The following is a 26,039-nucleotide window of genomic DNA, read 5'->3' as shown; positions in this document are numbered from 1 at the left end:
TCCATATTTGTCCAGTTTTTTTAGAAAAATTCAATCTTTATTATTACAAAAAATAGCATTAGACTTGATAATTAGCTAATCAATAAATGGTCTCAATAATGGCTCTTATTCCGAATATTAGATGTTCTTTTTCCATAGGGCAAAGATATAAAAAAAAACCATCCCGTTTTATGGGATGGTTTAGTATTTGTTTTGGTGTAAAATTAGAGTTTATCCCAAAAAATGTGTGTTTTTAATTTGTCGCCTCCTATTGCAGAAGAAGCCGCAGTCCAATTATCACCATTCACTGTTTGCTCATTAATTGGATAAGTTAACCTTTTTGGAACTTGACCCTCTGCTTCTGAATAAGCACTTGCAGGAGCAATTAAGACAGGGAAATTTAACCTTCTGTATGCTGTCCACGATTCAAATCCTCTATTATAGAAAGCAATCCATTCTTGTCTTGCGATTTTTTCATTTGAAGTTGAGCCAGGGGCAGTTGAAAATGCAACATCAGGATTTAATAAATAAGCAGTAGCATCAGTACCAATTCCCCAACTTTCAAATGAAGCAGTAATTGCGTTGTTGTAATAATATTCAGCATTATTTCCAACTGAAAAGCCTTTTGCCGCAGCTTCAGCCAAATAAAAATTTATTTCTGTTGCTTCCATTAATTGCGAAGGGAAATCTGCGGCCTTTAACATATCGCTAACATGGGAAAAAGAGGTATATTTATTAGTGTACCCATATCTACCTCCAAGGTAGCTGCCATCAGCTAATGGAGTAAAGTATTTGCCTCTTCTATTGTCATTTAGGGTGTTCATATCGTTTACGATTGTAGCAGCAGGAATAAAATCATTTCTATTTGAAGCTACTAAATTTTCATAAATAGGATTGTAGTTGGGAGCAGCTGTGACATACGCGAAAGAGGCATTGTTGCTATTATCAAGTATTAAACCCGCAGAATAAGCACTTTCAATGGTGCTTTTTGCCAAAGTAGCATCAGTTTCTATTAAATTCACTCCTAATTTTACTTTCAATGAATTTGCAAACAATTTCCAATTTGCAACATCACCATTATAGATGTATTCACCAGATTTAAATGAGTCATTAGAGCTATCTAAAGTTGAAATAGCTGTATTTAATCTAGAAATTAAAGCTGTATAAATAGATTTTCCATCATCATACTTAGGTAATACAAATTTACCAGGCTGCATAGATTCAGTATATGGCACATCTCCAAACATATCTACAAGAATTTGATAAGTATATACTTGAATTATTTCTATTATTGCAAGTTTGTTTTTTTGTTCACTTTGAAATTGTGAATCTGAAACACCTGTGGGTGCAGTTTCTGTATGAATAATACTTTTGGCTGATTCTAAATTACCAATAACATCGGCATATAAAATTCTCCACATTCTATCTGAAATTTTTCTAGATGTAATTCGATATCTAGATTCAGTTGTATAGGTAACTGCTGCCCAATACTGTGGAAAATATTTTCCTAAGGACCATTCGTTAACACTTGGACTTGTCATTATATCAACTAATGCTTTTTCAGAATTCGTCATTAATGCTTCAGCAGGGACTTCGTAAGCTCGATCTTTATTGTTGTTAAAATCAGGAGCGTCATTTACACAACTTGCCATTAATAATGACAATATTGTTATTGAGTATATTATTTTTTTCATTTTTTTAGAATTTTACTTTTAGATTGAAAGAATAAACTTTTACACTCGGCATAACTCCAGACTGAAAACCTTGTATGTTTCCAGATGAGGTTCCTCCTTCAGGATCTGCTTCTGGTAAGTTTTTATGAATTATCCAAAGATTGTTTCCAAGTAAACTAAAAGAAACGTCTTTAATAAAGGTTCTATCAAGGTATTTAGTTGGTAAAGAATATGTCAAACCAATTTCTCTTAATTTAACATAGGAAGCATCATACACATACGCCGCTGCTGGGTTATTTCCTGATATCCCAAAGCCTAATCCACTAGCCTCACTTGAGTCAGATGCATCTACGCGTATTGTATTTTTTACATAATTACCGTTAGAATCGAGCATAACACCAGGATTAATGAATCCACCACCGTCTGCTAAAGTATTTCTTACAGGATTTCCTAGGTCATTTTTGTATGCAGTTAGAACACTTTCTCCAGTGTCTTGACCATATGCTTGATCAAGAGAGAAAACGCTTCCTCCTTGCTTAACATCAATTAAGAAATTGAACGATAAATTTTTATAGGTAAATTTATTGCTCACCCCACCAAGCCAGTCAGCTTGAATGTTACCTATTATTTGGTCATCTACAGGGATATAAAGACCATCTGAATCTACCACTTTATTTCCATTCGGATCTACTTCAAAACCTTGACCTCTAATGGCTCCGTATGGCTGACCAACTGTTGCATTTAAAGAGACTCCTTGGTTCCAACCAGCCAATTGAAGATTTGTTCTTCCTTGGTTTAGAGATTCAACTTTATTTTCGTTTTTAGACCAGTTCACAGTTACTTCCCATTCAAAATCTTGTGTTTTAATAGGTGATCCTGATAAAACAAGTTCGATTCCTTTATTTACGATATTTCCAGCATTAATTTGAGAAAAACTATACCCTGTTGATGGTGACTGCGGAACGTTGAAAATTTGATTTTCTGTGTTTGAATTGTAAACAGATAAATCAAGACCTAATCTGTTTTTAAAGAGTTTGGCTTCTAAACCAAATTCCCAGCTTTTTTGATTTTCTGGTTTTAGGTTTTTGAAATCTACAAATGTTGAGCTATTCTGAAACTGAGGATTTCCAGCTATTAAACCGTTGTTTATTCTGGCGCCTAATGTGCCTGCAGCTGGGTCATTTCCTACTTCAGCATAATTTGCTCTTAATTTTCCGAAAGTCAGCCAATCTGCTTTTATTAATTCTGAGAAGACAAAACTGGTTCCTACAGAATAATAACCATATTTATTATTGTCAACATATAAAGAGGTAGATTGATCAAGACGATAGGATCCTTCTAAATATAAAAATCTCTTGTAGTCAAATGATGCTTGACCATAAAAACCTGACTTTTCATTTTCAATTTGACTTTCTAAAGGGGCTACAAATACAGCTGAATTTGCCAAAGTATATAGTCTTGGTTTTACAAGTCCGCCTGTTGTAGATCCTTCAAATGAATCAGTTGATGATTTAGTTAAAGTTGCTCCGCCTAATATTTTTCCACTTATGTCTGAATTTACTTTAATATCGTAAGAAGCAATAAAATCATAAGTTTGTTGTAAAAATGCTCTTGTATATAAATGGTATCCTGAATTTTCGGATATTTGACTTATGCCAAACTCAGCCGCAACACTGCCTACTGCCAATCTTTCCTCTTGTCTATCATTAGAATTATCAATTGTAGCACGACCTAATATATTTAGATGAGGTGTAATGTCATAACTTAAAGTGGTACCGGCAAGAATTCTGCGTCTTCCATCACTTTCATAGCTTTCATATCTGTCAAAATATGGATTATTCCAATAGGATGGACTGAAATCACCATTTACCGGGTCATTCATATTCCAAGTAACGTTATCGTGGTTTCTGAAATATTCTTGTTTTAATTCTTTAACATCCACATTGGTTTGCCACCATTGTCTAAAACTACCTAAAAAATTATTCCCGTAACCTAGACTATTTCTTCCTACGGTATTTTGATCAGTAAAAGTAAAGAAAGCTATAGCTTTAAATTTGTCGCTTAAATCTTTTGAAAAAGTACCTCCTAAGATATTTCTTTTGAGGCTGCTATTTGGTAAAATACCTTTGTCTGTATTGTTTGAAAAATTCAAATTAAATGTACTCGTTTCATCTCCGCCATTTAAGTTTATACTATTGATAGAACCAAATGATTTTTCAAAGAATGTAGTTGGGTCATTTTTTGCCGCAACCCATGGAGTTGTTTTTCCGAAATTTGCATTTCCAGGAGCAAATGAATTCCATCCATAAACTTGGAGTCTTGGATCAAAAGCATTACCATACGAAATATCATATCCAGTCGGAACAAGTAAATCATCAATTCCATCTCCATTTACATCTGTAACATATAAGTTGTCATGACCTTCGTAACCACCACCTCCATATTGTTTTTGGTATTTGGTAAATGTAGATTTGTCAATTGCTCCTGAAGAAACAGTAGAACTATATGTAACTCCAATTCCTTTGTTTTTAGTGCCTTTTTTTGTTGTAATCATTATGGCTCCATTCGCTGCTTGACTACCATATAATGCTGTCGCTGCCGCTCCTTTAAGAACGTTAACAGACTCTACATTATTTGGGTCAATGTCTGACGCTGAATTTCCATAGTCAAAGCCATCCCTACCTGTCTGTGTATCAGCGGTATTCAAATTTGAATTACTCATTGGTACACCATCAACAACTATCAAAGCTTGATTATTCCCAGTTACACTCTTTATTCCTCTAATAACAACGTTGGTTGATCCACCAAAATTTGAATTAGTTCTAATCTCAAGGCCTGCAATTTTCCCGGATAAGTTGTTAAGAAAATTATTAGTAGGCGCGGTATTAATAGCTGCGGCATCAAGTTTTTGAGATGAGTAGCCTAGAGCCTTTTTCTCTCTTTTAATACCTAAAGCAGTAATAACAACGCCTTCAAGTTCCACTGCGTCACTTGCCATTTTGACATTTAAAGACGACGAAGTCGCTTTAACTTCTTGGGTTTTCATCCCAACATAGCTAAAAATCAAGACTTGGCTTGATGATGCTTTGATGGAATATTTTCCGTCAAAATCAGTTTGCGTCCCAGATTGAGTCCCTTTCACTAATACACTCACACCTGGCAAAGGCAATCCTGCATTATCAGAAACAACACCCGAAACAGCTCTCTCTTGAGCAAAAGTGATTTGCGCCACAAGTACTACCAATAGTACTAAGAATCCATTAAACTTTAGTTTCATTTTTAAATATTTTGAATTAGTTGGACAAAAATCTTAATAATTTGTTAACTTTCCTAAGGTTTGGGGTAATTTTTTATGCACGCATAAGAATTTTAACATTTTAACATATATTAGAAATAGTGTTATAAAATTTGTTTTTTTGATTATTCTCAAAATTTAACATTATAACATATATAAATGATAGTGTTATAAAATTTTATTACTTGATTTTTTGCGCTTCCGTTTGCGATGGCCAATTTCAGCAATCCGTTTTTGGTTTGAAGTCCCATTCCTAGCCCAAATCCCAGTAATTTTTTTTTGGTATTTGAGCTATTATCTTGGTAATAACCATAATCCAAAATGGAATGGAGGTATAAATCAGTGGATGCTATATAGCGATATTCTGTAAGAATGGAGGTCATATAATTGGCTTGAAGGCTATTTTCGGTGAATCCTCGTATGGAATTGTTTCCCCCAAAACGGAATAATTCATTTATAATGTAAATACTGCTTTTTAAATAATAATTTTGATAATTTATGTTAATGCAGTTTTTTTGGTTCAGGTAAAAGTTATGCATTGCATTTATATTGATATAAAACTGCTTGTTTGTGCCTGCTGTTTCGGGCAAGTCATTTGTGGTTCTTTTTCCTATTCCCATTGTAAGCGAAAGACTTGATTTTTTAGGAAAAGTCGAATGGATGTAATCAAATTTTGTGTATTCTAAATTGGAAGTCACATACGAGTTTGTGTAGTCGCTTATTGTTTTGTTATTTGTGTTTTGGATATCGCTGGATTCAGTTGATTGATATCCCAAATAAATACGGGTGTTATAATCCATAAAATAACCCAAATCTATTTCCGTTTTTGTGTTTTGATATGTGCTGTCTTGTTTAAAGATGTGAATTTGGGCCTTTAATCCTATTGGGCTTTTAAATAGATAGGGCAATTCGATGCCGGTTTTGAAAGTTTTCTGGTTATTCCCGTCACTTTTCCAATAAAGTAAAAACTGCTCTCCAACCTGTAAAGTGTTTTTCAATGTTAAATCCAAATAGCCGTTAAAAACCAATTTGTTGTTTTTATTATTGGAAAAACCTATAAAGCCGTCAAAAGTGTTGGATTTCCTTTTTTCGAGATATACATATACTTTGGTGGTGTCTTTTGTGAATAAAATTTCGGGATATTTTATTTGGTTCACAAATCCAAATTTTTCGAAATCATCGTGAATTTGGCGCACGATATCTTGGTTTAAAGTGCTTTTGTGGTATTTGCGGTTGATTTGTGCCAAATGTCCTTCGGGGAAACTATTTTTTTTGTTGCCATCGGCAAATTCCACGACAATTGAATTTAACGTTCTTTGTTGGCCTGATTCGAAAAGTAATTCCGCATAAAGAGAATGGTTTTGCCTACGGATGTTAATCAATTTCAATTTTGCCAATGCAAATCCTTTTTGTTCCAGTTTTTGTAGCGTTTGGTTCAAAAAGGATTCTATTTCGCCGTAAGGCAGAACTATGGTGTCCTTTTTTTTATCCAATGTTGTCAAATCATTAAGAACAGGATTTCTTCCTATATATATATGTATCGATTTGATCCTTTCTCCCAAACTGAATTTTGCTATATAACTGGAGTCGTTTACCTTGGTGTTTTCAAGGATTTGGGTTTCTATAAAACCAATTTTTGATAGTTTTTCGGATACCGCATTGATCTCGTCACTTATGGATTTTGCATTTTCGTGTTTCGAAAGATAATTTAAGGAGTCAAGTACTTTGTTTTCTGAAATCGAATTTCCAATTAGATGCAATTGAAAATTCTGGGCAGCACAATTCAAAGCAAAGTTTAAAAATAAAAAAAAGAGTATGAAAGGTTTCAAATGAATCTAAGTTTTAATAAATGTAATGCAAATATCTAACGTTTGCGATAAAAAGCATAAGGTTAAATAATCTTATTGAAATAGCCATAAATATATTGTTTTATTTTTCAGTAAGATTTTATAATGGCTATTCTGTATTCCATTAAAAAACAAATATTTACTTCTTGTAAAAATTAATTAATTATGATTTGTTTAGTGAAAAATATTTTCTACATTTGCAACCCCGTAAAAAGCGGGAAATTTAATATATAAGAAATTTTTAGTATTAATTATGCCAACAATTCAACAATTAGTAAGAACAGGAAGAACTCAGATAACTAAGAAGAGTAAATCGGTTGCTTTAGATTCTTGTCCTCAAAGAAGAGGGGTTTGTACGCGTGTTTACACTACTACACCAAAAAAACCAAACTCTGCAATGCGTAAAGTAGCGCGTGTACGTTTGACAAATGGTAATGAAGTAAATGCCTATATCCCTGGTGAAGGACACAATCTACAAGAGCACTCGATAGTATTAGTTAGGGGTGGAAGGGTAAAAGATTTACCAGGAGTTAGATATCACATCGTTCGTGGTGCGCTTGATACATCAGGTGTAGCAGGAAGAACGCAAAGAAGATCTAAATACGGTGCTAAACGCCCAAAAGAAGCAAAAAAATAATTTAAAATGTTAGGAGTAGAGACGTAACGTGTTACGCCAGTACATAATTGTGATTTATTGCGATTTGTGCATCTGCAAACAACAAAAATTAAAAAAAAGACATGAGAAAAAGAGCGGCAAAGAAAAGACCACTTTTACCAGATCCAAGGTTTAACGACCAATTGGTGACACGTTTTGTGAACAACTTAATGTGGGATGGTAAAAAATCAACAGCTTTTAAAGTTTTTTATGATGCAATTGACATTATAGAAAGTAAAAAGCAAGATGCAGAAAAACCATCATTAGAAATCTGGAAAGATGCTTTAACAAACGTTATGCCTCACGTAGAAGTACGTAGTCGTAGAGTAGGTGGAGCTACATTCCAAATTCCGATGCAAATCAGACCAGACAGAAAAATTTCTATGGCAATGAAGTGGTTAATACTTTATTCCAGAAGAAGAAATGAGAAATCTATGGCTCAAAGACTGGCGTCAGAATGTTTAGCTGCGGCTAAAGAAGAAGGTGCTGCTGTCAAAAAGAGAATGGATACCCATAAAATGGCTGAAGCAAATAAAGCATTCTCACATTTTAGATTTTAATAATAAGAAATGGCTAGAGATTTAAAATACACAAGAAATATTGGAATTGCTGCTCACATTGATGCTGGTAAAACAACAACAACTGAGCGTATATTATTCTATACTGGAAAGTCACATAAAATTGGTGAAGTACACGATGGTGCTGCAACAATGGACTGGATGGCACAAGAGCAAGAAAGAGGTATCACAATTACTTCTGCAGCTACAACTTGTGAATGGAATTTTCCAACTGAGCAAGGTAAAGTGTTACCTGACACATTACCTTATCACTTTAATATTATCGATACCCCAGGACACGTTGACTTTACAGTTGAAGTAAACCGTTCTTTGCGTGTGCTTGATGGTTTGGTTTTCTTGTTTAGTGCTGTTGATGGTGTTGAGCCACAATCAGAAACTAACTGGAGACTTGCAGATCAGTACCATGTACCACGTATTGGATTCGTTAATAAAATGGACAGACAAGGGTCTAACTTTTTGATGGTATGTCAACAAGTAAGAGATATGTTGAAATCTAATGCGGTTGCAATCACTTTGCCAATTGGCGAAGAAAATGATTTCAAGGGTGTTGTAGATTTAGTTAAAAATCAAGCTATAGTGTGGCATGAAGAAGGTTTAGGAGCTACTTACGATATTGTGCCTATTCCTGAAGATATGCTTGAAGAGGTTAAAGAATACAGATCAATTCTTATTGAAGCAGTAGCTGATTATGATGAGAAATTGCTTGAAAAATTCATGGAAGATGAGAACTCTATTACTGAGGAGGAAATCAACATTGCATTAAGAGCAGCTGTAATGGATATGGCTATCATTCCTATGATTGCTGGTTCTTCTTTCAAAAACAAAGGGGTTCAGTTCATGCTTGATGCAGTATGTAAATACTTGCCATCTCCAATGGATAAAGCTGGTATCGAAGGAATTCATCCTGATGATGCTGATTTATTAGAAGAAGATCAAACTAAAATTTTGCGTAAGCCAGATGTTAAAGAGCCGTTCGCTGCTTTAGCGTTTAAAATTGCTACTGACCCATTCGTAGGTCGTCTAGCTTTCTTCCGTGCTTATTCAGGACGTTTAGATGCAGGTTCTTATGTTTTGAACACTCGTTCAGGAAACAAAGAAAGAATCTCTCGTATATACCAAATGCACGCCAACAAACAAAACCCAATCGATTATATTGAAGCGGGTGATATTGGAGCTGCAGTAGGATTTAAAGATATCAAAACTGGAGATACATTGTGTGACGAAAAACACCCAATTATTCTTGAGTCAATGAAATTCCCTGCGCCGGTAATTGGTATTGCAATTGAGCCTAAAACAAAAGCTGACGTAGACAAAATGGGTATGGCTTTAGCTAAATTGGCTGAAGAAGATCCAACATTTACAGTTAGAACTGATGAAGCTTCAGGGCAAACAATCATCTCAGGAATGGGAGAATTGCACTTGGATATCCTTGTTGATAGAATGCGTCGTGAATTTAAAGTTGAAGTGAACCAAGGGGAGCCTCAAGTTGAATACAAAGAAGCGTTTACTAAAAAAGCACAACACAGAGAAACGTACAAAAAACAATCTGGGGGTCGTGGTAAATTCGGTGATATCGTATTTATATTAGAACCTGCCGATTTAGTTGATGGTAAAGCTCCAGTAGGATTGCAATTTGTGAATGCTGTAAAAGGGGGTAATGTTCCTAAAGAATATATTCCATCTGTAGAAAAAGGTTTCAGAGAAGCTATGAAAACAGGTCCTTTAGCAGGATACCAAGTTGATAGTTTGAAAGTAACTTTATTAGACGGATCTTTTCACCCTGTCGATTCTGATGCTCTTTCATTTGAATTAGCGGCTAGAATGGGGTATAGAGAAGTAGCTAAAGCTGCTGGAGCAATTATTCTTGAGCCTATCATGAAAATGGAAGTTATTACACCTGAAGAAAACATGGGAGATATCGTAGGTGATATCAACCGCCGTAGAGGTCAAGTGAATGACATGGGTGACAGAGCTGGTGCAAAAACCATCAAAGCAGATGTGCCATTATCAGAAATGTTTGGTTATGTAACAACATTAAGAACACTTTCGTCTGGTAGAGCAACATCTACAATGGAATTTTCACACTACGCAGAAACACCTTCCAATATTTCGGAAGCAGTTATCAAAAAAGCAAAAGGAAACGCATAATCTTTAAGAAAATGAGTCAAAAAATCAGAATAAAATTAAAATCTTACGATCACATGTTGGTAGACAAGTCTGCTGAAAAGATTGTAAAAACCGTAAAAAGCACTGGAGCAGTAGTAACAGGACCAATCCCGTTACCAACTCATAAAAAACTTTTTACCGTTCTACGTTCTCCGCACGTTAACAAAAAAGCGAGAGAGCAATTTGAAGTAATGTCATACAAGAGATTGATTGATATTTATTCATCTTCATCTAAAACTATTGATGCTTTAATGAAACTTGAATTGCCAAGTGGAGTTGAAGTTGAAATCAAAGTTTAGGTAGTTTAAGAGTAAACAGGAACGCTGTTTTTAAGTAAAATTTTTTTTTGGTTTGTGTGTAAATAAAGTATACTTTTGCACCACTTTAAAAAATAGGATTTGCTTAAAAGCTGCGTTCTATATTTATATTTAATAATTAATAAATAATAATTATGTCTGGGTTAATTGGTAGAAAAATCGGCATGACTAGCATTTTCGACGAGAACGGGAAGAATATTCCTTGTACCGTAATCGAAGCTGGCCCATGTGTTGTTACCCAAGTCAGAACCAAAGGTGTTGACGGGTACGAAGCGTTGCAACTTGGTTTCGATGACAAAAACGAGAAACATTCCACAAAAGCGGCCGTAGGTCACTTTGCGAAAGCAGGAACTGTAGCTAAGAAAAAAGTCGTTGAATTCCAAAATTTTGCAACAGAACAAAAATTAGGAGACGTTTTAGACGTTTCAATGTTTGTAGAAGGAGAATTTGTAGATGTACAAGGTGTATCTAAAGGTAAAGGTTTTCAAGGGGTTGTTAAACGTCACGGTTTTGGTGGTGTTGGTCAAGCAACTCACGGTCAACACAACCGTTTAAGAGCGCCAGGTTCTGTAGGAGCTTCTTCTTATCCATCTAGAGTATTCAAAGGAATGCGTATGGCTGGACGTATGGGAGGCGAAAATGTAAACGTTCAAAACCTTAGAGTTTTAAAAGTAGTGTCTGAAAAGAACCTACTTGTTATTAAAGGATGTGTTCCTGGATGTAACAACTCTTATGTAATCATTCACAAGTAATGGAAGCAAAAGTATTAGATTTCAACGGAAAAGATACTGGAAGAAAAGTTCAACTTTCTGATTCAGTATTCGCAATTGAACCAAACAATCACGCAGTATACCTTGATGTTAAGCAATATCTTGCTAATCAAAGACAAGGGACGCACAAAGCAAAAGAAAGAGCTGAAGTAGCGGGAAGTACGCGTAAGATTAAAAAACAAAAAGGAACTGGAACTGCTCGTGCGGGTAGTGCAAAGAATCCATTGTTTAAAGGTGGTGGAACAGTTTTCGGACCAAGACCAAGAAGTTATTCATTCAAATTGAATAAAAGCTTAAAACGTCTAGCAAGAAAATCTGCTTTCTCAATTAAAGCAAAAGAGGCAAACATAATTGTTCTTGAAGACTTCAATTTTGAAACACCAAACACTAAGAATTTCATCAATGTATTGAATGCATTAGGGTTGGAGAATAAAAAATCTTTATTTGTGTTGGGCGATTCGAATAAAAATGTATATTTGTCGTCACGCAATTTAAAGGCGTCTAAGGTGATAAGTGGCTTAGAATTAAGCACTTACGATATTTTAAACACTAATACTTTAGTGCTTTTAGAAGGTTCTTTAGAGGTAATTGAAGATAATTTAAGCAAATAATAGGATATGAGCATCATAATTAAACCTATAGTAACAGAAAAAGTAACCAAAGAAAGTGAAGTTTTAAACCGCTTCGGATTCGTTGTTGACAAAAAAGCAAACAAAGTACAAATTAAGAAAGCTGTTGAAGCTGCTTATGGAGTAACTATTTTGAGTGTCAACACGATGAACGTAAGACCGGACAGAACTACAAAATACACTAAAAGTGGACTTATCAGTGGAAAGACAAATGCAATCAAAAAAGCAATTGTACAAGTACAAGAAGGAGAAACAATTGATTTTTACAACAATATCTAAGATAGAAAAATGTCAGTAAGAAAATTAAAACCTATTACCCCAGGTCAGCGATTTAGAGTTGTGAATGGTTATGACGCCATTACAACTGATAAGCCGGAACGCTCTTTGATAGCGCCGATAAAAAACTCTGGAGGTAGAAATAGTCAAGGAAAGATGACCATGCGTTATACGGGTGGTGGTCACAAGCAGAGATATCGTATCATTGATTTCAAACGTACAAAAGAAGGAATTCCGGCGACAGTGAAATCAATCGAATATGATCCAAATCGTACTGCGTTTATCGCATTGTTAGCCTATGCTGATGGTGAGAAAACATACATTATTGCTCAAAACGGATTGAAAGTTGGTCAGAAATTAGTTTCTGGTCCAGAATCTCAACCTGAAATAGGTAATACTTTACCATTAAGCAGAATTCCATTAGGAACTGTAATTTCTTGTATCGAATTGAGACCAGGACAAGGAGCTGTAATCGCTCGTTCTGCTGGAACATTCGCGCAATTAATGGCAAGAGACGGAAAATATGCAACAATCAAAATGCCTTCTGGTGAAACAAGATTAATCTTGTTGACTTGTTCTGCTACAATTGGAGCGGTTTCTAATTCAGACCACCAATTAGTTGTATCTGGTAAAGCAGGTAGGACAAGATGGTTGGGAAGAAGACCTAGAACAAGACCGGTTGCAATGAATCCTGTCGATCACCCAATGGGTGGAGGTGAAGGACGTTCTTCTGGTGGACATCCACGATCTAGAAACGGTATACCTGCTAAAGGTTATAGAACACGTTCTAAGAAAAACCCGAGTAACAAGTATATTGTAGAACGTAGAAAGAAATAATTAAGATATGGCACGTTCATTAAAAAAAGGACCTTTCGTTCATTATAAGTTAGACAAGAAAGTTCAAGAAAACATTGAAAAAGGTAGTAAAGGAGTAGTAAAGACTTGGTCTAGAGCTTCTATGATTACTCCAGACTTTGTTGGACAAACAATCGCAGTTCATAACGGTCGTCAATTTGTACCAGTTTACGTAACAGAAAATATGGTAGGTCACAAATTAGGAGAGTTTTCACCAACTCGATCTTTTAGAGGTCATGCTGGAGCAAAAAATAAAGGTAAAAAATAAGAAGCAATGGGAGTTCGTAAAAGAGAAACAGCAGATGCAAGAAAAGAGGCTAACAAGTCATTGGCTTTTGCAAAATTGAATAACTGCCCTACTTCACCTAGAAAAATGCGCTTAGTAGCAGATCTAGTAAGAGGTCAGAAGGTAGAAAGAGCACTTAACATATTAAGATTCAGTTCTAAAGAAGCTTCAAGAAAATTAGAAAAATTGGTTTTATCCGTGATTGCCAACTGGCAAGCAAAAAACCCTGACGCTAATATGGAAGAAGCTGGTTTATTTGTTAAAGAGATTCGTGTAGATGGTGGTATGATGTTGAAAAGACTTCGTCCAGCTCCACAAGGTCGCGCACACAGAATAAGAAAACGTTCAAACCACGTAACAATCGTGTTGGGAGCTATTAATAATAACACACAAGCAATTTAATAAAGATGGGACAAAAGACAAATCCAATTGGAAATAGACTTGGTATCATCAGAGGATGGGACTCTAACTGGTATGGTGGAAATGATTACGGTGATAAACTTGCCGAAGATTATAAAATCAGAAAGTATATCCATGCTCGTTTATCAAAAGCTAGTGTATCAAAAGTAATCATCGAGAGAACTTTAAAACTTGTAACCGTTACTATCACTACTGCTAGACCTGGTATTATTATCGGAAAAGGTGGCCAAGAGGTAGACAAGTTGAAAGAAGAACTTAAGAAAGTTACTGACAAAGAGGTTCAAATTAACATCTTTGAAATCAAAAGACCTGAATTAGATGCTTATTTAGTTGCTACAAGTATCTGTCGTCAAATCGAAAGCCGTATTTCTTACAGACGTGCAATCAAAATGGCTATTGCTGCCTCTATGCGTATGAACGCTGAGGGTATCAAAGTTTTGATTTCTGGTCGTTTGAATGGTGCAGAAATGGCACGTTCAGAAGGTTTCAAAGAAGGTAGAATTCCTCTATCAACTTTCAGAGCCGACATCGATTATGCTCTTGCTGAAGCGCATACTACTTATGGTAGAATGGGTATCAAAGTATGGATCATGAAAGGTGAAGTTTATGGAAAGAGAGATCTTTCTCCGCTTGCAGGAATGGACAAAAAACAACCTGGTGGTGGTAAAGGTGGCGATTCTCCAAGAGGAGATAGAAAACCTTTTAATAAAGGTGGAAAACCAGACGCTCGTAAGAGAAAGTAAATTTTTAAACTAAAGAAAAATGTTACAGCCTAAAAGAACAAAATACCGTAAGGTACAAAAAGGTAAAATGAAAGGGAACTCTCAAAGAGGACATGAACTTTCTAATGGAATGTTTGGTATTAAATCTGTACATGAAGATGGAATGTTCTTAACCTCTCGTCAAATCGAAGCTGCGCGTATCGCTGCAACTCGTTATATGAAAAGAGAAGGACAATTATGGATCAAAATATTTCCAGACAAACCTATCACAAAGAAACCTCTTGAGGTACGTATGGGTAAAGGTAAAGGTGCAGTCGAATATTGGGCTGCCGTTGTTAGACCCGGAAGAATTATGTTTGAAGTTGGAGGAGTACCTTTGTCAGTTGCAAAAGAGGCGTTACGTCTTGCGGCTCAAAAGCTTCCAGTAAAAACTAAATTCATCGTTGCTAGAGATTTCGAAGCATAATTAATTATATATTATGAAACAATCAGAAATAAAAGATCTTTCTGCAGCTGAGTTGCAAGAAAAACTTAACCAAACTAAGAAGGCATATGCCGACTTAAAAATGGCTCACGCTATTTCTCCAATAGAGAATCCGCTTCAAATTAGAAGCGTAAGAAGAACAGTTGCGAGATTAGCTACAGAACTTACTAAAAGAGAATTACAATAATTCTAAAGATGGAAGAAAAAAGAAATTTAAGAAAAGAAAGAGTTGGTGTTGTAACTTCAGACAAAATGGATAAATCCATCGTTGTTGCCGAAGTTAGAAAAGTAAAACACCCACTATACGGTAAGTTCGTGTTGAAAACTAAAAAGTATCACGCACACGACGAAAAGAACGACTGCAACATTGGAGATACTGTAAGGATTAGCGAAACGCGTCCTTTAAGTAAAACAAAATGTTGGAGGTTAGTTGAAATCATTGAAAGAGCTAAATAATTATGGTACAACAAGAATCAAGACTAAAAGTAGCAGATAATACGGGAGCAAAAGAAGTTTTAACTATCCGTGTTTTAGGAGGTACCAAAAGAAGGTATGCCTCTGTTGGTGACAAGATTGTAGTTTCTATCAAAGATACTGCTCCTAACGGAAGCGTTAAAAAAGGATCAGTTTCAACTGCAGTTGTTGTACGTACCAAAAAAGAAGTGAGAAGAGCCGACGGTTCATACATTAGATTTGACGATAACGCTTGCGTATTGTTGAATGCTGCTGGTGAAATGAGAGGAACTCGCGTTTTTGGTCCAGTAGCAAGAGAGCTTCGTGAAAAACAATTCATGAAAATTGTATCATTGGCACCAGAAGTGCTTTAATTATTTTAAGATGATAAAGCTAAAAATAAAATCAGGTGACATTGTAAGAGTAATTGCTGGTGATCACAAAGGATCAGAAGGTAAAGTACTACGTGTATACCGCGAGAAAAATAAAGCAATTGTTGAAGGCGTAAACATGGTTTCAAAACACACGAAACCAAGTGCGAAAAGCCCTCAAGGCGGTATTGTAAAAAAAGAAGCTTCTATACAAATATCTAACATATCTTTAATTGATCCTAAAACAAAGGAAACAACTAGAGTTGGAATTAGAGTAGAAGGAGATAAGAAAGTAAGATTTTCAAAAAAATCTAATCAAGTACTATAGTAATGGCATATATACCTAGACTAAAAGAAGAGTATAAGAACAGAGTAATCTCTGCTCTTAAAGAGGAATTCGGATACGTAAACGTAATGCAAGTTCCAAAATTGGAAAAAATCGTTTTAAGTAAAGGAGTTGGTGCAGCTGTATCTGATAAAAAACTAATTGACTATGCAGTTGATGAGTTAACAAAGATCACTGGACAGAAAGCAGTATCAACAATCTCAAAGAAAGACGTTGCGTCATTCAAATTGAGAAAAGGGATGCCTATTGGAGCAAAAGTTACCTTGCGAGGAGAAAGAATGTACGAATTTTTAGATAGATTGGTTACTTCTGCTTTGCCACGTGTTAGAGATTTCAGTGGAATTAAAGCTACTGGTTTTGACGGAAGAGGAAACTATAACCTTGGTGTTTTGGAGCAAATCATTTTTCCGGAAATTGATATTGACAAAGTAAACAAAATATCAGGTATGGATATATCTTTTGTAACTTCTGCGAAAACAGATAAGGAAGCAAAGTCACTATTGGCTGAATTGGGATTACCTTTTAAAAAGAATTAAGACATGGCTAAAGAATCAATGAAAGCCCGCGAGGTTAAGAGAGAAAAAACGGTAGCAAAGTATGCTGAGAAAAGAAAAGCTTTGAAAGAAGCTGGAGATTTTGAAGGATTACAAAAATTACCTAAAAATGCTTCACCAGTTCGTTTACACAATCGTTGTAAAATAACAGGTAGACCAAGAGGGTATATACGTCAGTTCGGTGTTTCACGTGTTACATTTCGTGAAATGGCAAATAATGGATTGATACCAGGAGTTAAGAAAGCCAGCTGGTAATAAATAATTATAAATTGGTTTCAGGTTCAATAGAATAGTTTTATTGAAAACCAAAACCGCAAATTGATACATAATGTATACAGATCCTATTGCAGATTATTTAACTAGAATTAGAAACGCTGTGGCTGCAAACCACAAAGTTGTCGAAATTCCAGCATCTAATCTAAAAAAAGAAATAACTAAGATCTTATTTGATCAAGGATATATCTTAAGTTACAAATTTGAAGACAACGCTGTTCAGGGTTCAATCAAAATCGCTTTGAAGTATGATAAAGATACTAAAGAGTCAGTAATTAAAGATATCCAAAGAATTAGTAAACCAGGTTTACGTAAGTATTCAGGTTCTTCTACCATCCCAAGAATCCTTAACGGATTAGGAATTGCAATTGTTTCAACTTCAAAAGGTTTAATGACCGGAAAAAAAGCAAAACAATTGAATGTAGGTGGTGAAGTAATTTGTTACGTATACTAATTAAAAGACTTATAAGAGATGTCAAGAATAGGTAAAAATCCCGTTGTAATCCCTGCCGGAGTAACTGTTGAAGTTGCAAATGGTATCATTACAGTAAAAGGAAAAAATGGTCAACTTACACAGGAGTTTTCGGACGTGACTGTAACAGTTGAAGGAGATCTAGTTCAAGTGGACAGATCATCTGATCACAAAGACCAAAGAGCAAAACACGGTTTGTACAGATCTTTAATCAATAATATGATTATCGGTGTAACAGAAGGTTTTACTAAATCATTAGAATTGGTAGGAGTTGGTTATAGAGCTTCAAATCAAGGACAAAAATTAGATTTAGCTCTTGGATATTCACACAATATTGTTTTAGAAATAGCTCCAGAAGTTGTTTTGGAAACTATATCTGAAAAAGGTAAAAACCCAATTGTGAAGTTAACATCGTTTGACAAACAACTTTTAGGTCAGGTAGCTGCGAAAATCAGAGGTTTCCGCAAACCAGAACCTTACAAAGGAAAAGGTGTTAAATTTGTAGGTGAAGTATTAAGAAGAAAAGCAGGTAAATCAGCTTAAAAAATAAGATTATGTCATTAACGAAACCTCAAAGAAGACAGAGAATTAGATTCAGAATTAGAAAAACAATTAGTGGTACTGCCACTAATCCAAGACTATCTGTATTTAGAAGTAACAAAGAAATTTATGCTCAACTTATTGATGACGTAAACGGAGTTACTTTATTGGCTGCTTCTTCAAGAGAAAAAGAAATAGGGAAAGGTACAAACGTAGAAGTTGCAACAGCAGTTGGAAAACTAGTTGCAGAAAAAGCGTTAAAAGCTGGGATTGAAGTAGTAACATTCGATAGAGGAGGTTATTTATATCACGGTCGTATTAAATCATTAGCGGAAGGCGCGAGAGCGGCTGGACTTAAATTCTAATATAGTATGTCTAATAGTAAATACAAGAATGTAGAGCTAGTAAAACCAAGTGGTCTTGAATTAAAAGACCGTTTGGTAAGTGTAAATCGTGTTACTAAGGTTACAAAGGGTGGTAGAGCTTTCGGGTTTTCTGCAATTGTAGTTGTAGGTGATGAAAATGGTGTGGTTGGTCACGGATTAGGAAAATCTAAAGACGTTTCTGAAGCAATTGCGAAAGCAGTAGAAGATGCAAAGAAAAATCTAGTTAAGATTCCTTTGAATGGTCAATCTGTTCCTCACGAACAAAAAGGAAAATTTGGTGGAGCACGTGTATTTTTAATTCCAGCCTCACATGGTACTGGAGTTATTGCAGGTGGAGCTGTTCGTTCAGTACTTGAGTCAGTTGGAATACATGATGTATTGTCAAAATCTCAAGGATCATCAAATCCTCACAACGTGGTAAAAGCAACTTTTGATGCTTTATTACAAATGAGAAGTGCTTATAGTGTTGCAAAACAAAGAGGTATTTCTTTAGAAAAAGTTTTTAAAGGTTAATTCAAGGAAATTATGGCTAAATTATTAGTAAAACAAGTTAGAAGCAAAATCAATTGTCCTCTTACTCAAAAAAGAGGTTTGGAAGCTTTAGGTCTACGTAAAATGGGTCAAGTTGTAGAACATGATTCAAATCCAACTATCCTTGGAATGATAAATAAAGTTAAACACTTAGTTTCTGTCGAAGAAGCTAAATAACAAATACGTTATGAATTTAAGTAACTTACAACCTGCTGAAGGGTCAACACACAATCAAAATAAAAGATTAGGTAGAGGAGAAGGTTCTGGAAAAGGTGGTACCGCTGCACGTGGACACAAAGGAGCAAAATCTCGTTCTGGTTACTCTAAAAAGATTGGGTTTGAAGGTGGTCAAATGCCACTTCAAAGACGTGTGCCTAAGTTTGGTTTCACAAACATCAATCGTAAAGAATACGAAGGTGTAAATCTTGATACGCTTCAATTATTAGTGGATAATGGTTTGATTACAGATACTGTTGATATGACAGTGTATGTTTCTAATCGTTTGGCTACCAAAAATGAAATCGTTAAGATTTTAGGAAGAGGAGAATTGAAAGCAAAATTAAAAGTAACCGCTCACAAATTTACTGCTACTGCAAAAGCCGCTATTGAAGCTGCTGGAGGAGAAGCTGTAACAATATAATTTTTCAATCAATATGAAGAAATTTATTGAATCGATAAGTAATATTTGGAAAATCGAAGAACTTAAAAATAGAATCCTAGTTACATTAGGAATTCTTATTGTATATCGTTTTGGAGCGCATGTTACGCTGCCTGGAATTGATGCTACACAATTAACAAGTTTGGCGGGACAGACCAAAAACGGACTGGGATCTATCCTGGATATGTTTACCGGAGGTGCTTTTTCTAAAGCTTCAGTTTTTGCTTTAGGTATTATGCCTTATATTTCTGCATCCATTGTTGTTCAGTTAATGGGAATTGCGATTCCATATTTGCAAAAACTTCAAAGCGATGGAGAAAGTGGCACAAAGAAGATTAATCAAATTACCCGTTGGTTAACAATAGGTATTACATTGGTTCAAGGTCCGGGTTATATCTACAATCTTTATAGAACGTTACCTAGTAGCGCATTCTTGTTAGGATTTAATTCTTTCGAATTCTTGTTTTCTTCAGTGGTTATCTTGGTTACGGGTACAATATTTGCCATGTGGTTAGGGGAAAAAATTACTGATAAAGGGATAGGAAATGGTATATCGTTGTTGATTATGATTGGTATTTTGGCTAGATTTCCTCAGGCATTTGTTCAGGAATTCAAATCAACCATTACGAACAATAATGGTGGTCCAATGATATTGGTTATCGAAATCATTATTTGGTTATTGGTAATTATATGTTGTGTATTGCTTGTGATGGCAATTAGAAAAATACCAGTTCAGTATGCACGTCGTACTACTTCAGGTGATTTCGAAAAAGACATGATGGGTGGCAATAGACAATGGATTCCATTAAAACTTAATGCTTCTGGAGTTATGCCTATCATATTTGCCCAGGCAATTATGTTTATACCCGCTGCAGTAGCAGGATTATCAAAATCAGACGCTTCACAATCAATTGTCGGTGCTTTTAGTAATATGTTCGGATTCTGGTATAATTTAGTTTTTGCAACGCTTATAGTTGTATTTACTTTCTTTTATACGGCAATTACCGTTCCTACCAATAAAATGTCCGATGATTTAAAGAGAAGTGGCGGTTTTATTCCCGGAGTTAGACCCGGAGCTGAAACTTCTGATTTTCTTGACAAAGTGATGTCATTGATTACTTTCCCAGGTTCATTATTTCTTGCTTTGATAGCTGTGTTCCCAGCAATTGTTGTAAGTTTTGGTGTTCAACAATCTTGGGCTATGTTTTTTGGAGGGACATCATTAATAATCATGGTTGGGGTTGCAATCGACACGATTCAACAGGTTAATTCATATTTGTTAAACAAACATTATGATGGTTTGATGAAAAGTGGTAAAAACAGAAAAGCAGTAGCTTAATTTTATGGCAAAACAATCAGCAATAGAGCAAGACGGATCAATAATTGAAGCATTATCAAATGCTATGTTCCGTGTTGAGTTAGAAAATGGACATATTGTAATTGCTCATATATCTGGTAAAATGCGTATGCATTACATCAAATTATTACCTGGTGATAAAGTGAAACTGGAAATGAGTCCTTATGATTTGTCAAAAGCAAGAATTACTTATAGATACTAAAGATATTCAAAATGAAAGTAAGAGCATCAGTTAAAAAAAGAAGTCCCGAGTGCAAAATTGTACGAAGAAAAGGCAGATTATACGTAATCAACAAAAAGAATCCTAGATTTAAACAAAGACAAGGATAGTTATGGCAAGAATAGCAGGGGTAGACATCCCAAAAAACAAAAGAGGAGTTATCGCTTTAACCTACATCTTCGGAATAGGTAAAAGTAGAGCAGTTGAGATTTTAGAAAAAGCTCAAGTTAGCCAAGATACAAAAGTGCAAGATTGGAATGATGATGAGATTGGAGCAATCCGTGAGGCTGTATCATTTTTCAAAATTGAAGGTGAACTACGTTCAGAAGTTTCCTTAAACATTAAACGTTTAATGGATATTGGATGTTATAGAGGTATTCGTCATAGATCGGGTCTTCCTTTAAGAGGACAAAGAACTAAAAACAACTCTAGAACAAGAAAAGGTAAAAGAAAAACTGTTGCCAACAAGAAAAAAGCAACTAAATAATAAGTAATATGGCTAAAGCAACTACAAAAAAACGTAAAGTTATCGTTGAATCAACGGGTGAAGCTCATATTAGTGCCACTTTTAACAACATCATTATTTCTTTGACAAACAAGAAAGGTGAAGTTATTTCTTGGTCTTCAGCGGGTAAAATGGGTTTCAGGGGTTCTAAAAAGAACACTCCTTACGCAGCTCAAATGGCAGCAGAAGATTGCAGTAAAGTAGCGTTAGAAGCAGGACTTAAAAAAGTAAAAGTATATGTAAAAGGACCAGGTAACGGACGTGAGTCTGCTATCCGTTCTTTGCATAACGGTGGAATTGAAGTGACTGAGATTATCGATGTTACTCCAATGCCTCACAATGGATGTCGTCCTCCTAAAAGACGTAGAGTTTAATACTCAAATTTTTATAGTATAACCTAGATAGAATAACGATTATCGAAGGATAAGACCTGAATTCATAATCTCTATCTTAAACAATTTAAAATGGCAAGATATACTGGTCCAAGTACAAGAATCGCACGTAAATTCGGCGAAGCAATCTTCGGAGACGACAAAGCCTTCGAAAAAAGAAATTACCCACCTGGACAACACGGGATGGCTAAAAAAAGAGGAAAAAAATCTGAATACGCTGTCCAGTTAATGGAAAAGCAAAAAGCTAAATATTCTTACGGAATTTTAGAAAAACAATTCAGAAATTTATTCGAAAAAGCATCAGCTACTAAAGGGGTTACTGGTGAAGTATTATTACAACTGTGTGAAGCAAGATTAGACAACGTTGTTTTTAGAATGGGTATTGCTCCTTCTAGAAGAGGGGCTCGTCAAATCGTTTCTCACAGACACGTAACCGTAAATGGTGAAAATGTAAATATTCCTTCTTACCACCTTAAACCTGGTGATAAAGTTGCAGTTCGTGAAAAATCTAAATCAATAGAAGCTATCGAACGTTCTTTGTCTAATTCAAGTCATGTTTATGAATGGATTACCTGGAATAACGAACTTAAAGAAGGTACTTTTGTTTCTGTACCGGCTAGACTTCAAATCCCGGAAAACATTAAAGAACAATTAATCGTAGAGTTGTACAACAAATAATAATTGACTTAGTCGAAATTTATGGCAATATTTAATTTTCAGAAACCCGATAAAGTTATCATGATCGATTCAACCGATTTTGAAGGTAAATTTGAATTTAGACCTTTAGAACCTGGTTACGGATTGACAGTTGGTAACGCACTTAGAAGAGTTTTGCTTTCAGCATTAGAAGGTTATGCAATTACATCTGTTCGAATCGACGGTGTAGATCATGAGTTTTCTACTATCTCAGGAGTTGTTGAAGACGTTACCGAAATTATTCTTAATCTTAAACAAGTACGTTTCAAACGTCAAATTGAAGATGTAGATAATGAATCAGTTACTATTTCTGTAACAGGTAAAGATCAATTAACAGCTGGTGATTTTCAGAAATTTATTTCAGGTTTCCAAGTTTTGAATCCAGAACTTGTAATCTGTAATTTAGATCCTAAAATCAAACTGCATTTCGACTTAACGATCGAAAAAGGTAGAGGATATGTTCCTGCTGAGGAAAACAAAAAACAAAATGCTGCAATTGGAACTATTTTTACTGACTCTATTTTTACTCCGGTAAAAAATGTTAAGTATTCAATAGAAAACTTCCGTGTAGAGCAAAAAACAGATTATGAAAAATTAGTTTTCGAAATAAAAACTGATGGTTCAATCAATCCAAAAGATGCACTTACTGAAGCTGCTAAAGTTTTAATTCACCATTTCATGTTGTTTTCTGACGAAAGAATTACACTTGAGGCTGATGAAATCGCACAAACAGAATCGTATGACGAAGAATCATTACACATGAGACAATTGCTTAAAACCAAACTTGTTGATATGGATCTTTCTGTAAGAGCATTAAATTGTTTAAAAGCGGCCGAAGTTGATACACTTGGTGATTTAGTATCATTCAATAAAAATGACCTAATGAAATTCCGCAATTTCGGTAAAAAATCTTTGACTGAACTAGATGAACTAGTTGCAATTAAAAATTTAAACTTCGGAATGGATTTAGCAAAATACAAACTAGATAAAGAATAATCTAAACCATCAAGGTTTAAATTTACATAGCAATGAGACACGGAAAAAAATTCAATCACTTAGGCAGACAGACAGCACATAGAAAATCGATGCTGGCTAATATGGCTTGTTCTCTTATCGAGCACAAACGTATTAACACTACTGTTGCTAAAGCAAAAGCGCTTAAACAATTTGTTGAGCCATTAATAACAAAATCTAAAGATGACACGACTCACAACCGTCGTATCGTTTTTGCTTACTTACGTAGCAAATATGCAGTAACTGACTTGTTCAGAGACGTAGCTGCAAAAGTAGGTGACCGTCCGGGTGGATACACACGTATCATTAAAGTTGGAAATCGTTTAGGAGATAATGCTGATATGGCAATGATCGAACTAGTAGATTTCAATGAACTTTACAATGGTGGTAAAAAAGAAGTTAAAAAAGCAAAAAGCCGTCGTGGTGCTAAAGCTAAGAAAGCAGATGAAGCTGTTGAAGCTCCAGTTGCTGAAACTGAAGCGCCAGTTACAGAAGCTGAAACTACAACAGACGCTGCTGAATAGTTATGAAAATAATCATTCAATAAAAATCAAGGATAAACTTTTATTAGTTTATCCTTTTTTTTTGATTTTTTGGAGTAGAATATTTTTGAGTTTTTAATAATAATCACACCCGCTTCCCGATAGCTATCGGGACGTTGCAATCCACGTCCAAAAACGTGGGATTTCCACTATAATCGGGGCTATTTTACAATTTATTGATTTCTTTTAAAACTTAATTTTTTCAAAACCATATTTTGAATTAAATTTGCAAAATAAAATATTACATATCTTCTCCCTTCTCCTTTGGAAAGGGTTGGGGGGTGAGGAAAAACTACAAACTACAAATGAAATATACAACACGACAAAAAGCGATACTTCTATTAAGTGACGGAACCATTTTCCACGGTAAATCTATTGGAATTAGTGGAACTACATTTGGGGAAGTTTGCTTCAATACCGGAATGACGGGTTACCAAGAAATATTTACTGATCCATCCTATTTTGGACAAATAATGGTGGCCACCAATGCTCATATCGGAAACTATGGAGTAAACGATAAAGAAATTGAGTCTGCGGGTATCAAAATTGCAGGATTGGTTTGTAAAAACTTTAGCTTCAATTATTCTCGTGAGGATGCTTCGGGAAGTTTGGAAGATTATTTCATCAAGCAAAATCTAATCTGTATTTCTGATGTTGACACTCGCGGTTTAGTGAGCTACATTCGCGACAATGGAGCCATGAACTCCGTAATTTGCACTGACGGAACACCAATAGAAGTGTTAAAAGCTGCGTTGTCAAAAGTTCCGGATATGAAAGGATTGGAACTGGCTTCTAAAGTATCTACCAAGGAACCTTACTTTTTTGGAGATGAGAATGCAACTTATAAGATTGCTGCTTTAGATTTAGGAATTAAAACTAATATTCTTCGCAATCTTGTCAAAAGAGATTGCTATATCAAAGTATTCCCATACGATTCAAAATTCTCGGAATTGGCATCATTCAATCCTGATGGTTATTTCTTGTCTAACGGACCTGGAGATCCAGATCCACTTTTCAGTGCCATTCAAGTGGCAAAAGAAATTCTTGAAAACAATAAACCTTTATTTGGTATTTGTTTAGGTCATCAAGTAATTGCTTTGGCAAACGGAATTTCGACTTATAAAATGTTTAACGGACACAGAGGAATAAACCATCCAGTAAAAAACATCATTACCGGAAAAGGAGAAATCACTTCTCAAAATCACGGGTTTGCCGTGAACAAAGAAGAACTGGACAATCATCCTGACTTGGAGATCACGCATCTTCATTTGAATGACGGAACGGTTGCTGGAATGCGAATGAAAAATAAAAATTGCTTCTCGGTTCAATATCATCCAGAGGCAAGTCCAGGACCCCATGATTCGGCTTACTTATTTGACCAATTTATTGAAAACATAAAAAAGTAAACGTCTTTTAAAACGTTTTTATTTACAAAAAAAGCTCCCGTCTTGGCGGGAGCTTTTTGTATTCAGATTCTCATTGTTAAATATTGGGAGACCAAACAGTATAACTATGCGCAGGGCATTGAATTTTTACCCACGTGTCACCTTGTGTTGTTGGATACCAAGTAGAAGCGCCCGTAAAGTCTTTGATTTGGGTGTTTGCCCAATTGGTAGGAATCCATCTTTCTAACAAGGTAGAGGAATTGTTGATATAAACCACTAATCCAGGGTTTCCGTTATAGCCATTTCTTCTCGCAATATACTCATCATTATCAACATATAAAATAGAGGTAGTTCCGGTGGCCTTATTATTAACCTGAATTCGATTAATCAAA

Annotated in this window: 37 protein-coding genes; 33 read left to right on the top strand and 4 right to left on the bottom strand. The window is 35.2% G+C overall.

Going from position 1 to position 26,039, the window contains the following annotated elements:
* Positions 1–203: 203 nt before the first annotated feature.
* From B2145_RS10620 to B2145_RS10610, 3 genes are all read right to left on the bottom strand, one after another.
* Complete coding sequence (locus B2145_RS10620; RefSeq protein WP_291102023.1) at positions 204–1,673, bottom strand: SusD/RagB family nutrient-binding outer membrane lipoprotein; 1,470 nt, start codon at positions 1,671–1,673, stop codon at positions 204–206.
* Positions 1,674–1,677: 4 nt separating this feature from the next.
* Positions 1,678–4,929 carry a SusC/RagA family TonB-linked outer membrane protein gene (locus B2145_RS10615; protein WP_291102021.1) on the bottom strand — a complete coding sequence of 1,084 codons (3,252 nt, stop codon included), beginning with the start codon at positions 4,927–4,929 and terminating at the stop codon, positions 1,678–1,680.
* Positions 4,930–5,078: 149 nt separating this feature from the next.
* Positions 5,079–6,734 carry a ShlB/FhaC/HecB family hemolysin secretion/activation protein gene (locus B2145_RS10610; RefSeq protein ID WP_291102019.1) on the bottom strand — a complete coding sequence of 552 codons (1,656 nt, stop codon included), beginning with the start codon at positions 6,732–6,734 and terminating at the stop codon, positions 5,079–5,081.
* A 313-nt stretch (positions 6,735–7,047) separates the two neighbouring features.
* Between B2145_RS10610 and rpsL the strand changes: the two genes are divergently transcribed.
* From rpsL to carA, 33 genes are all read left to right on the top strand, one after another.
* Positions 7,048–7,431: a 30S ribosomal protein S12 gene (gene rpsL, locus B2145_RS10605; RefSeq protein ID WP_007136570.1), complete on the top strand. Its 384-nt coding sequence runs from the start codon at positions 7,048–7,050 to the stop codon at positions 7,429–7,431.
* A 101-nt stretch (positions 7,432–7,532) separates the two neighbouring features.
* Positions 7,533–8,009, top strand: a complete 477-nt coding sequence (rpsG, locus tag B2145_RS10600) for a 30S ribosomal protein S7 (RefSeq protein ID WP_035668130.1) — start codon at positions 7,533–7,535, stop codon at positions 8,007–8,009.
* A 9-nt stretch (positions 8,010–8,018) separates the two neighbouring features.
* Positions 8,019–10,175, top strand: coding sequence for an elongation factor G (fusA, locus tag B2145_RS10595; RefSeq protein ID WP_291102016.1), 2,157 nt, complete (start codon positions 8,019–8,021; stop codon positions 10,173–10,175).
* Between the two features lie 11 nt (positions 10,176–10,186).
* Positions 10,187–10,492, top strand: a complete 306-nt coding sequence (gene rpsJ, locus B2145_RS10590) for a 30S ribosomal protein S10 (protein ID WP_011963470.1) — start codon at positions 10,187–10,189, stop codon at positions 10,490–10,492.
* Positions 10,493–10,644: 152 nt separating this feature from the next.
* Positions 10,645–11,262 carry a 50S ribosomal protein L3 gene (rplC, locus tag B2145_RS10585; protein WP_291102004.1) on the top strand — a complete coding sequence of 206 codons (618 nt, stop codon included), beginning with the start codon at positions 10,645–10,647 and terminating at the stop codon, positions 11,260–11,262.
* Positions 11,262–11,891: a 50S ribosomal protein L4 gene (gene rplD, locus B2145_RS10580; RefSeq protein ID WP_291102002.1), complete on the top strand. Its 630-nt coding sequence runs from the start codon at positions 11,262–11,264 to the stop codon at positions 11,889–11,891. The genes rplC and rplD overlap by 1 nt, the downstream gene beginning before the upstream one ends.
* 6 nt (positions 11,892–11,897) lie before the next feature.
* The gene (gene rplW, locus B2145_RS10575; protein WP_035668124.1) at positions 11,898–12,188 is read left to right on the top strand and encodes a 50S ribosomal protein L23; all 291 of its coding nucleotides are present in this window, start codon (positions 11,898–11,900) and stop codon (positions 12,186–12,188) included.
* Positions 12,189–12,197: 9 nt separating this feature from the next.
* Positions 12,198–13,022: a 50S ribosomal protein L2 gene (gene rplB / locus B2145_RS10570; RefSeq protein ID WP_143391051.1), complete on the top strand. Its 825-nt coding sequence runs from the start codon at positions 12,198–12,200 to the stop codon at positions 13,020–13,022.
* Between the two features lie 7 nt (positions 13,023–13,029).
* Positions 13,030–13,308, top strand: a complete 279-nt coding sequence (gene rpsS, locus B2145_RS10565) for a 30S ribosomal protein S19 (RefSeq protein WP_194312441.1) — start codon at positions 13,030–13,032, stop codon at positions 13,306–13,308.
* 6 nt (positions 13,309–13,314) lie between these two features.
* Positions 13,315–13,728: a 50S ribosomal protein L22 gene (gene rplV, locus B2145_RS10560; RefSeq protein WP_291101996.1), complete on the top strand. Its 414-nt coding sequence runs from the start codon at positions 13,315–13,317 to the stop codon at positions 13,726–13,728.
* A gap of 5 nt (positions 13,729–13,733) precedes the next feature.
* Positions 13,734–14,489, top strand: a complete 756-nt coding sequence (rpsC, locus tag B2145_RS10555) for a 30S ribosomal protein S3 (RefSeq protein WP_291101994.1) — start codon at positions 13,734–13,736, stop codon at positions 14,487–14,489.
* 19 nt (positions 14,490–14,508) lie between these two features.
* Positions 14,509–14,934 carry a 50S ribosomal protein L16 gene (gene rplP, locus B2145_RS10550; RefSeq protein WP_133277478.1) on the top strand — a complete coding sequence of 142 codons (426 nt, stop codon included), beginning with the start codon at positions 14,509–14,511 and terminating at the stop codon, positions 14,932–14,934.
* Positions 14,935–14,947: 13 nt separating this feature from the next.
* The gene (gene rpmC, locus B2145_RS10545) at positions 14,948–15,139 is read left to right on the top strand and encodes a 50S ribosomal protein L29 (protein WP_073370563.1); all 192 of its coding nucleotides are present in this window, start codon (positions 14,948–14,950) and stop codon (positions 15,137–15,139) included.
* An 8-nt stretch (positions 15,140–15,147) separates the two neighbouring features.
* On the top strand, positions 15,148–15,408 hold the full coding sequence (rpsQ, locus tag B2145_RS10540; RefSeq protein WP_194312438.1) for a 30S ribosomal protein S17: 261 nt from the start codon (positions 15,148–15,150) through the stop codon (positions 15,406–15,408).
* Positions 15,409–15,410: 2 nt separating this feature from the next.
* Positions 15,411–15,779, top strand: a complete 369-nt coding sequence (gene rplN / locus B2145_RS10535) for a 50S ribosomal protein L14 (RefSeq protein WP_291101987.1) — start codon at positions 15,411–15,413, stop codon at positions 15,777–15,779.
* Positions 15,780–15,789: 10 nt separating this feature from the next.
* On the top strand, positions 15,790–16,104 hold the full coding sequence (gene rplX, locus B2145_RS10530; protein WP_291101985.1) for a 50S ribosomal protein L24: 315 nt from the start codon (positions 15,790–15,792) through the stop codon (positions 16,102–16,104).
* Positions 16,105–16,106: 2 nt separating this feature from the next.
* Positions 16,107–16,658 carry a 50S ribosomal protein L5 gene (gene rplE, locus B2145_RS10525; protein WP_291101983.1) on the top strand — a complete coding sequence of 184 codons (552 nt, stop codon included), beginning with the start codon at positions 16,107–16,109 and terminating at the stop codon, positions 16,656–16,658.
* Between the two features lie 3 nt (positions 16,659–16,661).
* Entirely contained in the window at positions 16,662–16,931 is a 270-nt protein-coding gene (gene rpsN / locus B2145_RS10520; RefSeq protein ID WP_291101981.1) for a 30S ribosomal protein S14, read from the top strand.
* A 73-nt stretch (positions 16,932–17,004) separates the two neighbouring features.
* Positions 17,005–17,403 (top strand): 30S ribosomal protein S8, encoded by a 399-nt coding sequence (gene rpsH / locus B2145_RS10515; RefSeq protein WP_291101979.1) that lies wholly within the window; start codon positions 17,005–17,007, stop codon positions 17,401–17,403.
* A gap of 18 nt (positions 17,404–17,421) precedes the next feature.
* Positions 17,422–17,964, top strand: a complete 543-nt coding sequence (gene rplF / locus B2145_RS10510; RefSeq protein WP_291101977.1) for a 50S ribosomal protein L6 — start codon at positions 17,422–17,424, stop codon at positions 17,962–17,964.
* An 11-nt stretch (positions 17,965–17,975) separates the two neighbouring features.
* A complete protein-coding gene (gene rplR, locus B2145_RS10505) occupies positions 17,976–18,326 on the top strand; it encodes a 50S ribosomal protein L18 (RefSeq protein WP_291101975.1) in 351 nt (116 codons plus the stop codon).
* A 6-nt stretch (positions 18,327–18,332) separates the two neighbouring features.
* Complete coding sequence (gene rpsE, locus B2145_RS10500; RefSeq protein ID WP_291101973.1) at positions 18,333–18,860, top strand: 30S ribosomal protein S5; 528 nt, start codon at positions 18,333–18,335, stop codon at positions 18,858–18,860.
* 12 nt (positions 18,861–18,872) lie between these two features.
* A complete protein-coding gene (rpmD, locus tag B2145_RS10495; RefSeq protein WP_027310825.1) occupies positions 18,873–19,055 on the top strand; it encodes a 50S ribosomal protein L30 in 183 nt (60 codons plus the stop codon).
* A 10-nt stretch (positions 19,056–19,065) separates the two neighbouring features.
* The gene (rplO, locus tag B2145_RS10490) at positions 19,066–19,518 is read left to right on the top strand and encodes a 50S ribosomal protein L15 (protein ID WP_291101969.1); all 453 of its coding nucleotides are present in this window, start codon (positions 19,066–19,068) and stop codon (positions 19,516–19,518) included.
* A 13-nt stretch (positions 19,519–19,531) separates the two neighbouring features.
* Positions 19,532–20,875 (top strand): preprotein translocase subunit SecY, encoded by a 1,344-nt coding sequence (secY, locus tag B2145_RS10485; RefSeq protein ID WP_291101967.1) that lies wholly within the window; start codon positions 19,532–19,534, stop codon positions 20,873–20,875.
* Positions 20,876–20,879: 4 nt separating this feature from the next.
* Positions 20,880–21,095, top strand: a complete 216-nt coding sequence (gene infA, locus B2145_RS10480) for a translation initiation factor IF-1 (RefSeq protein WP_007136545.1) — start codon at positions 20,880–20,882, stop codon at positions 21,093–21,095.
* Between the two features lie 11 nt (positions 21,096–21,106).
* Positions 21,107–21,223 carry a type B 50S ribosomal protein L36 gene (gene ykgO, locus B2145_RS10475; protein WP_008992256.1) on the top strand — a complete coding sequence of 39 codons (117 nt, stop codon included), beginning with the start codon at positions 21,107–21,109 and terminating at the stop codon, positions 21,221–21,223.
* 2 nt (positions 21,224–21,225) lie between these two features.
* Positions 21,226–21,600, top strand: coding sequence for a 30S ribosomal protein S13 (gene rpsM, locus B2145_RS10470; RefSeq protein ID WP_291101931.1), 375 nt, complete (start codon positions 21,226–21,228; stop codon positions 21,598–21,600).
* An 8-nt stretch (positions 21,601–21,608) separates the two neighbouring features.
* Complete coding sequence (gene rpsK / locus B2145_RS10465) at positions 21,609–21,992, top strand: 30S ribosomal protein S11 (protein WP_035637333.1); 384 nt, start codon at positions 21,609–21,611, stop codon at positions 21,990–21,992.
* A gap of 90 nt (positions 21,993–22,082) precedes the next feature.
* On the top strand, positions 22,083–22,688 hold the full coding sequence (gene rpsD, locus B2145_RS10460) for a 30S ribosomal protein S4 (protein WP_291101928.1): 606 nt from the start codon (positions 22,083–22,085) through the stop codon (positions 22,686–22,688).
* Positions 22,689–22,709: 21 nt separating this feature from the next.
* Entirely contained in the window at positions 22,710–23,702 is a 993-nt protein-coding gene (locus B2145_RS10455) for a DNA-directed RNA polymerase subunit alpha (protein ID WP_291101926.1), read from the top strand.
* Between the two features lie 32 nt (positions 23,703–23,734).
* Positions 23,735–24,244, top strand: coding sequence for a 50S ribosomal protein L17 (gene rplQ, locus B2145_RS10450; RefSeq protein WP_291101924.1), 510 nt, complete (start codon positions 23,735–23,737; stop codon positions 24,242–24,244).
* A 323-nt stretch (positions 24,245–24,567) separates the two neighbouring features.
* Positions 24,568–25,668 carry a glutamine-hydrolyzing carbamoyl-phosphate synthase small subunit gene (gene carA, locus B2145_RS10445; RefSeq protein ID WP_291101922.1) on the top strand — a complete coding sequence of 367 codons (1,101 nt, stop codon included), beginning with the start codon at positions 24,568–24,570 and terminating at the stop codon, positions 25,666–25,668.
* Between the two features lie 76 nt (positions 25,669–25,744).
* On the opposite strand, the gene B2145_RS10440 is transcribed toward carA, so the two are convergent.
* Positions 25,745–26,039 (bottom strand): alpha-amylase domain-containing protein (locus B2145_RS10440; RefSeq protein ID WP_291101920.1); only part of this gene is annotated, 295 nt, incomplete at its 5' end.

Origin of the sequence: Flavobacterium sp. UBA5153 (assembly GCA_002413745.1) — a bacterium.
Lineage (GTDB): Bacteria > Bacteroidota > Bacteroidia > Flavobacteriales > Flavobacteriaceae > Flavobacterium.
The sequence above is the reverse complement of the archived record's forward strand: the minus strand, read 5'-3'. Positions and strand labels throughout refer to the sequence as shown.

Coding starts and splice junctions, on each gene's coding strand:
- B2145_RS10455 (WP_291101926.1), top strand. CDS start 22,710: ATGGCAATATTTAATTTTCAGAAACCCGATAAAGTTATCATGATCGAT.
- rplO (WP_291101969.1), top strand. CDS start 19,066: ATGAATTTAAGTAACTTACAACCTGCTGAAGGGTCAACACACAATCAA.
- rpsG (WP_035668130.1), top strand. CDS start 7,533: ATGAGAAAAAGAGCGGCAAAGAAAAGACCACTTTTACCAGATCCAAGG.
- rplF (WP_291101977.1), top strand. CDS start 17,422: ATGTCAAGAATAGGTAAAAATCCCGTTGTAATCCCTGCCGGAGTAACT.
- rpsC (WP_291101994.1), top strand. CDS start 13,734: ATGGGACAAAAGACAAATCCAATTGGAAATAGACTTGGTATCATCAGA.
- rpsS (WP_194312441.1), top strand. CDS start 13,030: ATGGCACGTTCATTAAAAAAAGGACCTTTCGTTCATTATAAGTTAGAC.
- rpsE (WP_291101973.1), top strand. CDS start 18,333: ATGTCTAATAGTAAATACAAGAATGTAGAGCTAGTAAAACCAAGTGGT.
- rplX (WP_291101985.1), top strand. CDS start 15,790: ATGATAAAGCTAAAAATAAAATCAGGTGACATTGTAAGAGTAATTGCT.
- rplW (WP_035668124.1), top strand. CDS start 11,898: ATGAGCATCATAATTAAACCTATAGTAACAGAAAAAGTAACCAAAGAA.
- secY (WP_291101967.1), top strand. CDS start 19,532: ATGAAGAAATTTATTGAATCGATAAGTAATATTTGGAAAATCGAAGAA.
- rpsL (WP_007136570.1), top strand. CDS start 7,048: ATGCCAACAATTCAACAATTAGTAAGAACAGGAAGAACTCAGATAACT.
- rpsM (WP_291101931.1), top strand. CDS start 21,226: ATGGCAAGAATAGCAGGGGTAGACATCCCAAAAAACAAAAGAGGAGTT.
- rplP (WP_133277478.1), top strand. CDS start 14,509: ATGTTACAGCCTAAAAGAACAAAATACCGTAAGGTACAAAAAGGTAAA.
- rpsH (WP_291101979.1), top strand. CDS start 17,005: ATGTATACAGATCCTATTGCAGATTATTTAACTAGAATTAGAAACGCT.
- rplE (WP_291101983.1), top strand. CDS start 16,107: ATGGCATATATACCTAGACTAAAAGAAGAGTATAAGAACAGAGTAATC.
- rplN (WP_291101987.1), top strand. CDS start 15,411: ATGGTACAACAAGAATCAAGACTAAAAGTAGCAGATAATACGGGAGCA.
- rplB (WP_143391051.1), top strand. CDS start 12,198: ATGTCAGTAAGAAAATTAAAACCTATTACCCCAGGTCAGCGATTTAGA.
- B2145_RS10620 (WP_291102023.1), bottom strand. CDS start 1,673: ATGAAAAAAATAATATACTCAATAACAATATTGTCATTATTAATGGCA.
- ykgO (WP_008992256.1), top strand. CDS start 21,107: ATGAAAGTAAGAGCATCAGTTAAAAAAAGAAGTCCCGAGTGCAAAATT.
- rplR (WP_291101975.1), top strand. CDS start 17,976: ATGTCATTAACGAAACCTCAAAGAAGACAGAGAATTAGATTCAGAATT.
- rpsQ (WP_194312438.1), top strand. CDS start 15,148: ATGGAAGAAAAAAGAAATTTAAGAAAAGAAAGAGTTGGTGTTGTAACT.
- fusA (WP_291102016.1), top strand. CDS start 8,019: ATGGCTAGAGATTTAAAATACACAAGAAATATTGGAATTGCTGCTCAC.
- rpmD (WP_027310825.1), top strand. CDS start 18,873: ATGGCTAAATTATTAGTAAAACAAGTTAGAAGCAAAATCAATTGTCCT.
- rpsN (WP_291101981.1), top strand. CDS start 16,662: ATGGCTAAAGAATCAATGAAAGCCCGCGAGGTTAAGAGAGAAAAAACG.
- rplC (WP_291102004.1), top strand. CDS start 10,645: ATGTCTGGGTTAATTGGTAGAAAAATCGGCATGACTAGCATTTTCGAC.
- rpsK (WP_035637333.1), top strand. CDS start 21,609: ATGGCTAAAGCAACTACAAAAAAACGTAAAGTTATCGTTGAATCAACG.
- rpsJ (WP_011963470.1), top strand. CDS start 10,187: ATGAGTCAAAAAATCAGAATAAAATTAAAATCTTACGATCACATGTTG.
- rpmC (WP_073370563.1), top strand. CDS start 14,948: ATGAAACAATCAGAAATAAAAGATCTTTCTGCAGCTGAGTTGCAAGAA.
- carA (WP_291101922.1), top strand. CDS start 24,568: ATGAAATATACAACACGACAAAAAGCGATACTTCTATTAAGTGACGGA.
- infA (WP_007136545.1), top strand. CDS start 20,880: ATGGCAAAACAATCAGCAATAGAGCAAGACGGATCAATAATTGAAGCA.
- rplQ (WP_291101924.1), top strand. CDS start 23,735: ATGAGACACGGAAAAAAATTCAATCACTTAGGCAGACAGACAGCACAT.
- rplV (WP_291101996.1), top strand. CDS start 13,315: ATGGGAGTTCGTAAAAGAGAAACAGCAGATGCAAGAAAAGAGGCTAAC.
- rplD (WP_291102002.1), top strand. CDS start 11,262: ATGGAAGCAAAAGTATTAGATTTCAACGGAAAAGATACTGGAAGAAAA.
- B2145_RS10615 (WP_291102021.1), bottom strand. CDS start 4,929: ATGAAACTAAAGTTTAATGGATTCTTAGTACTATTGGTAGTACTTGTG.
- rpsD (WP_291101928.1), top strand. CDS start 22,083: ATGGCAAGATATACTGGTCCAAGTACAAGAATCGCACGTAAATTCGGC.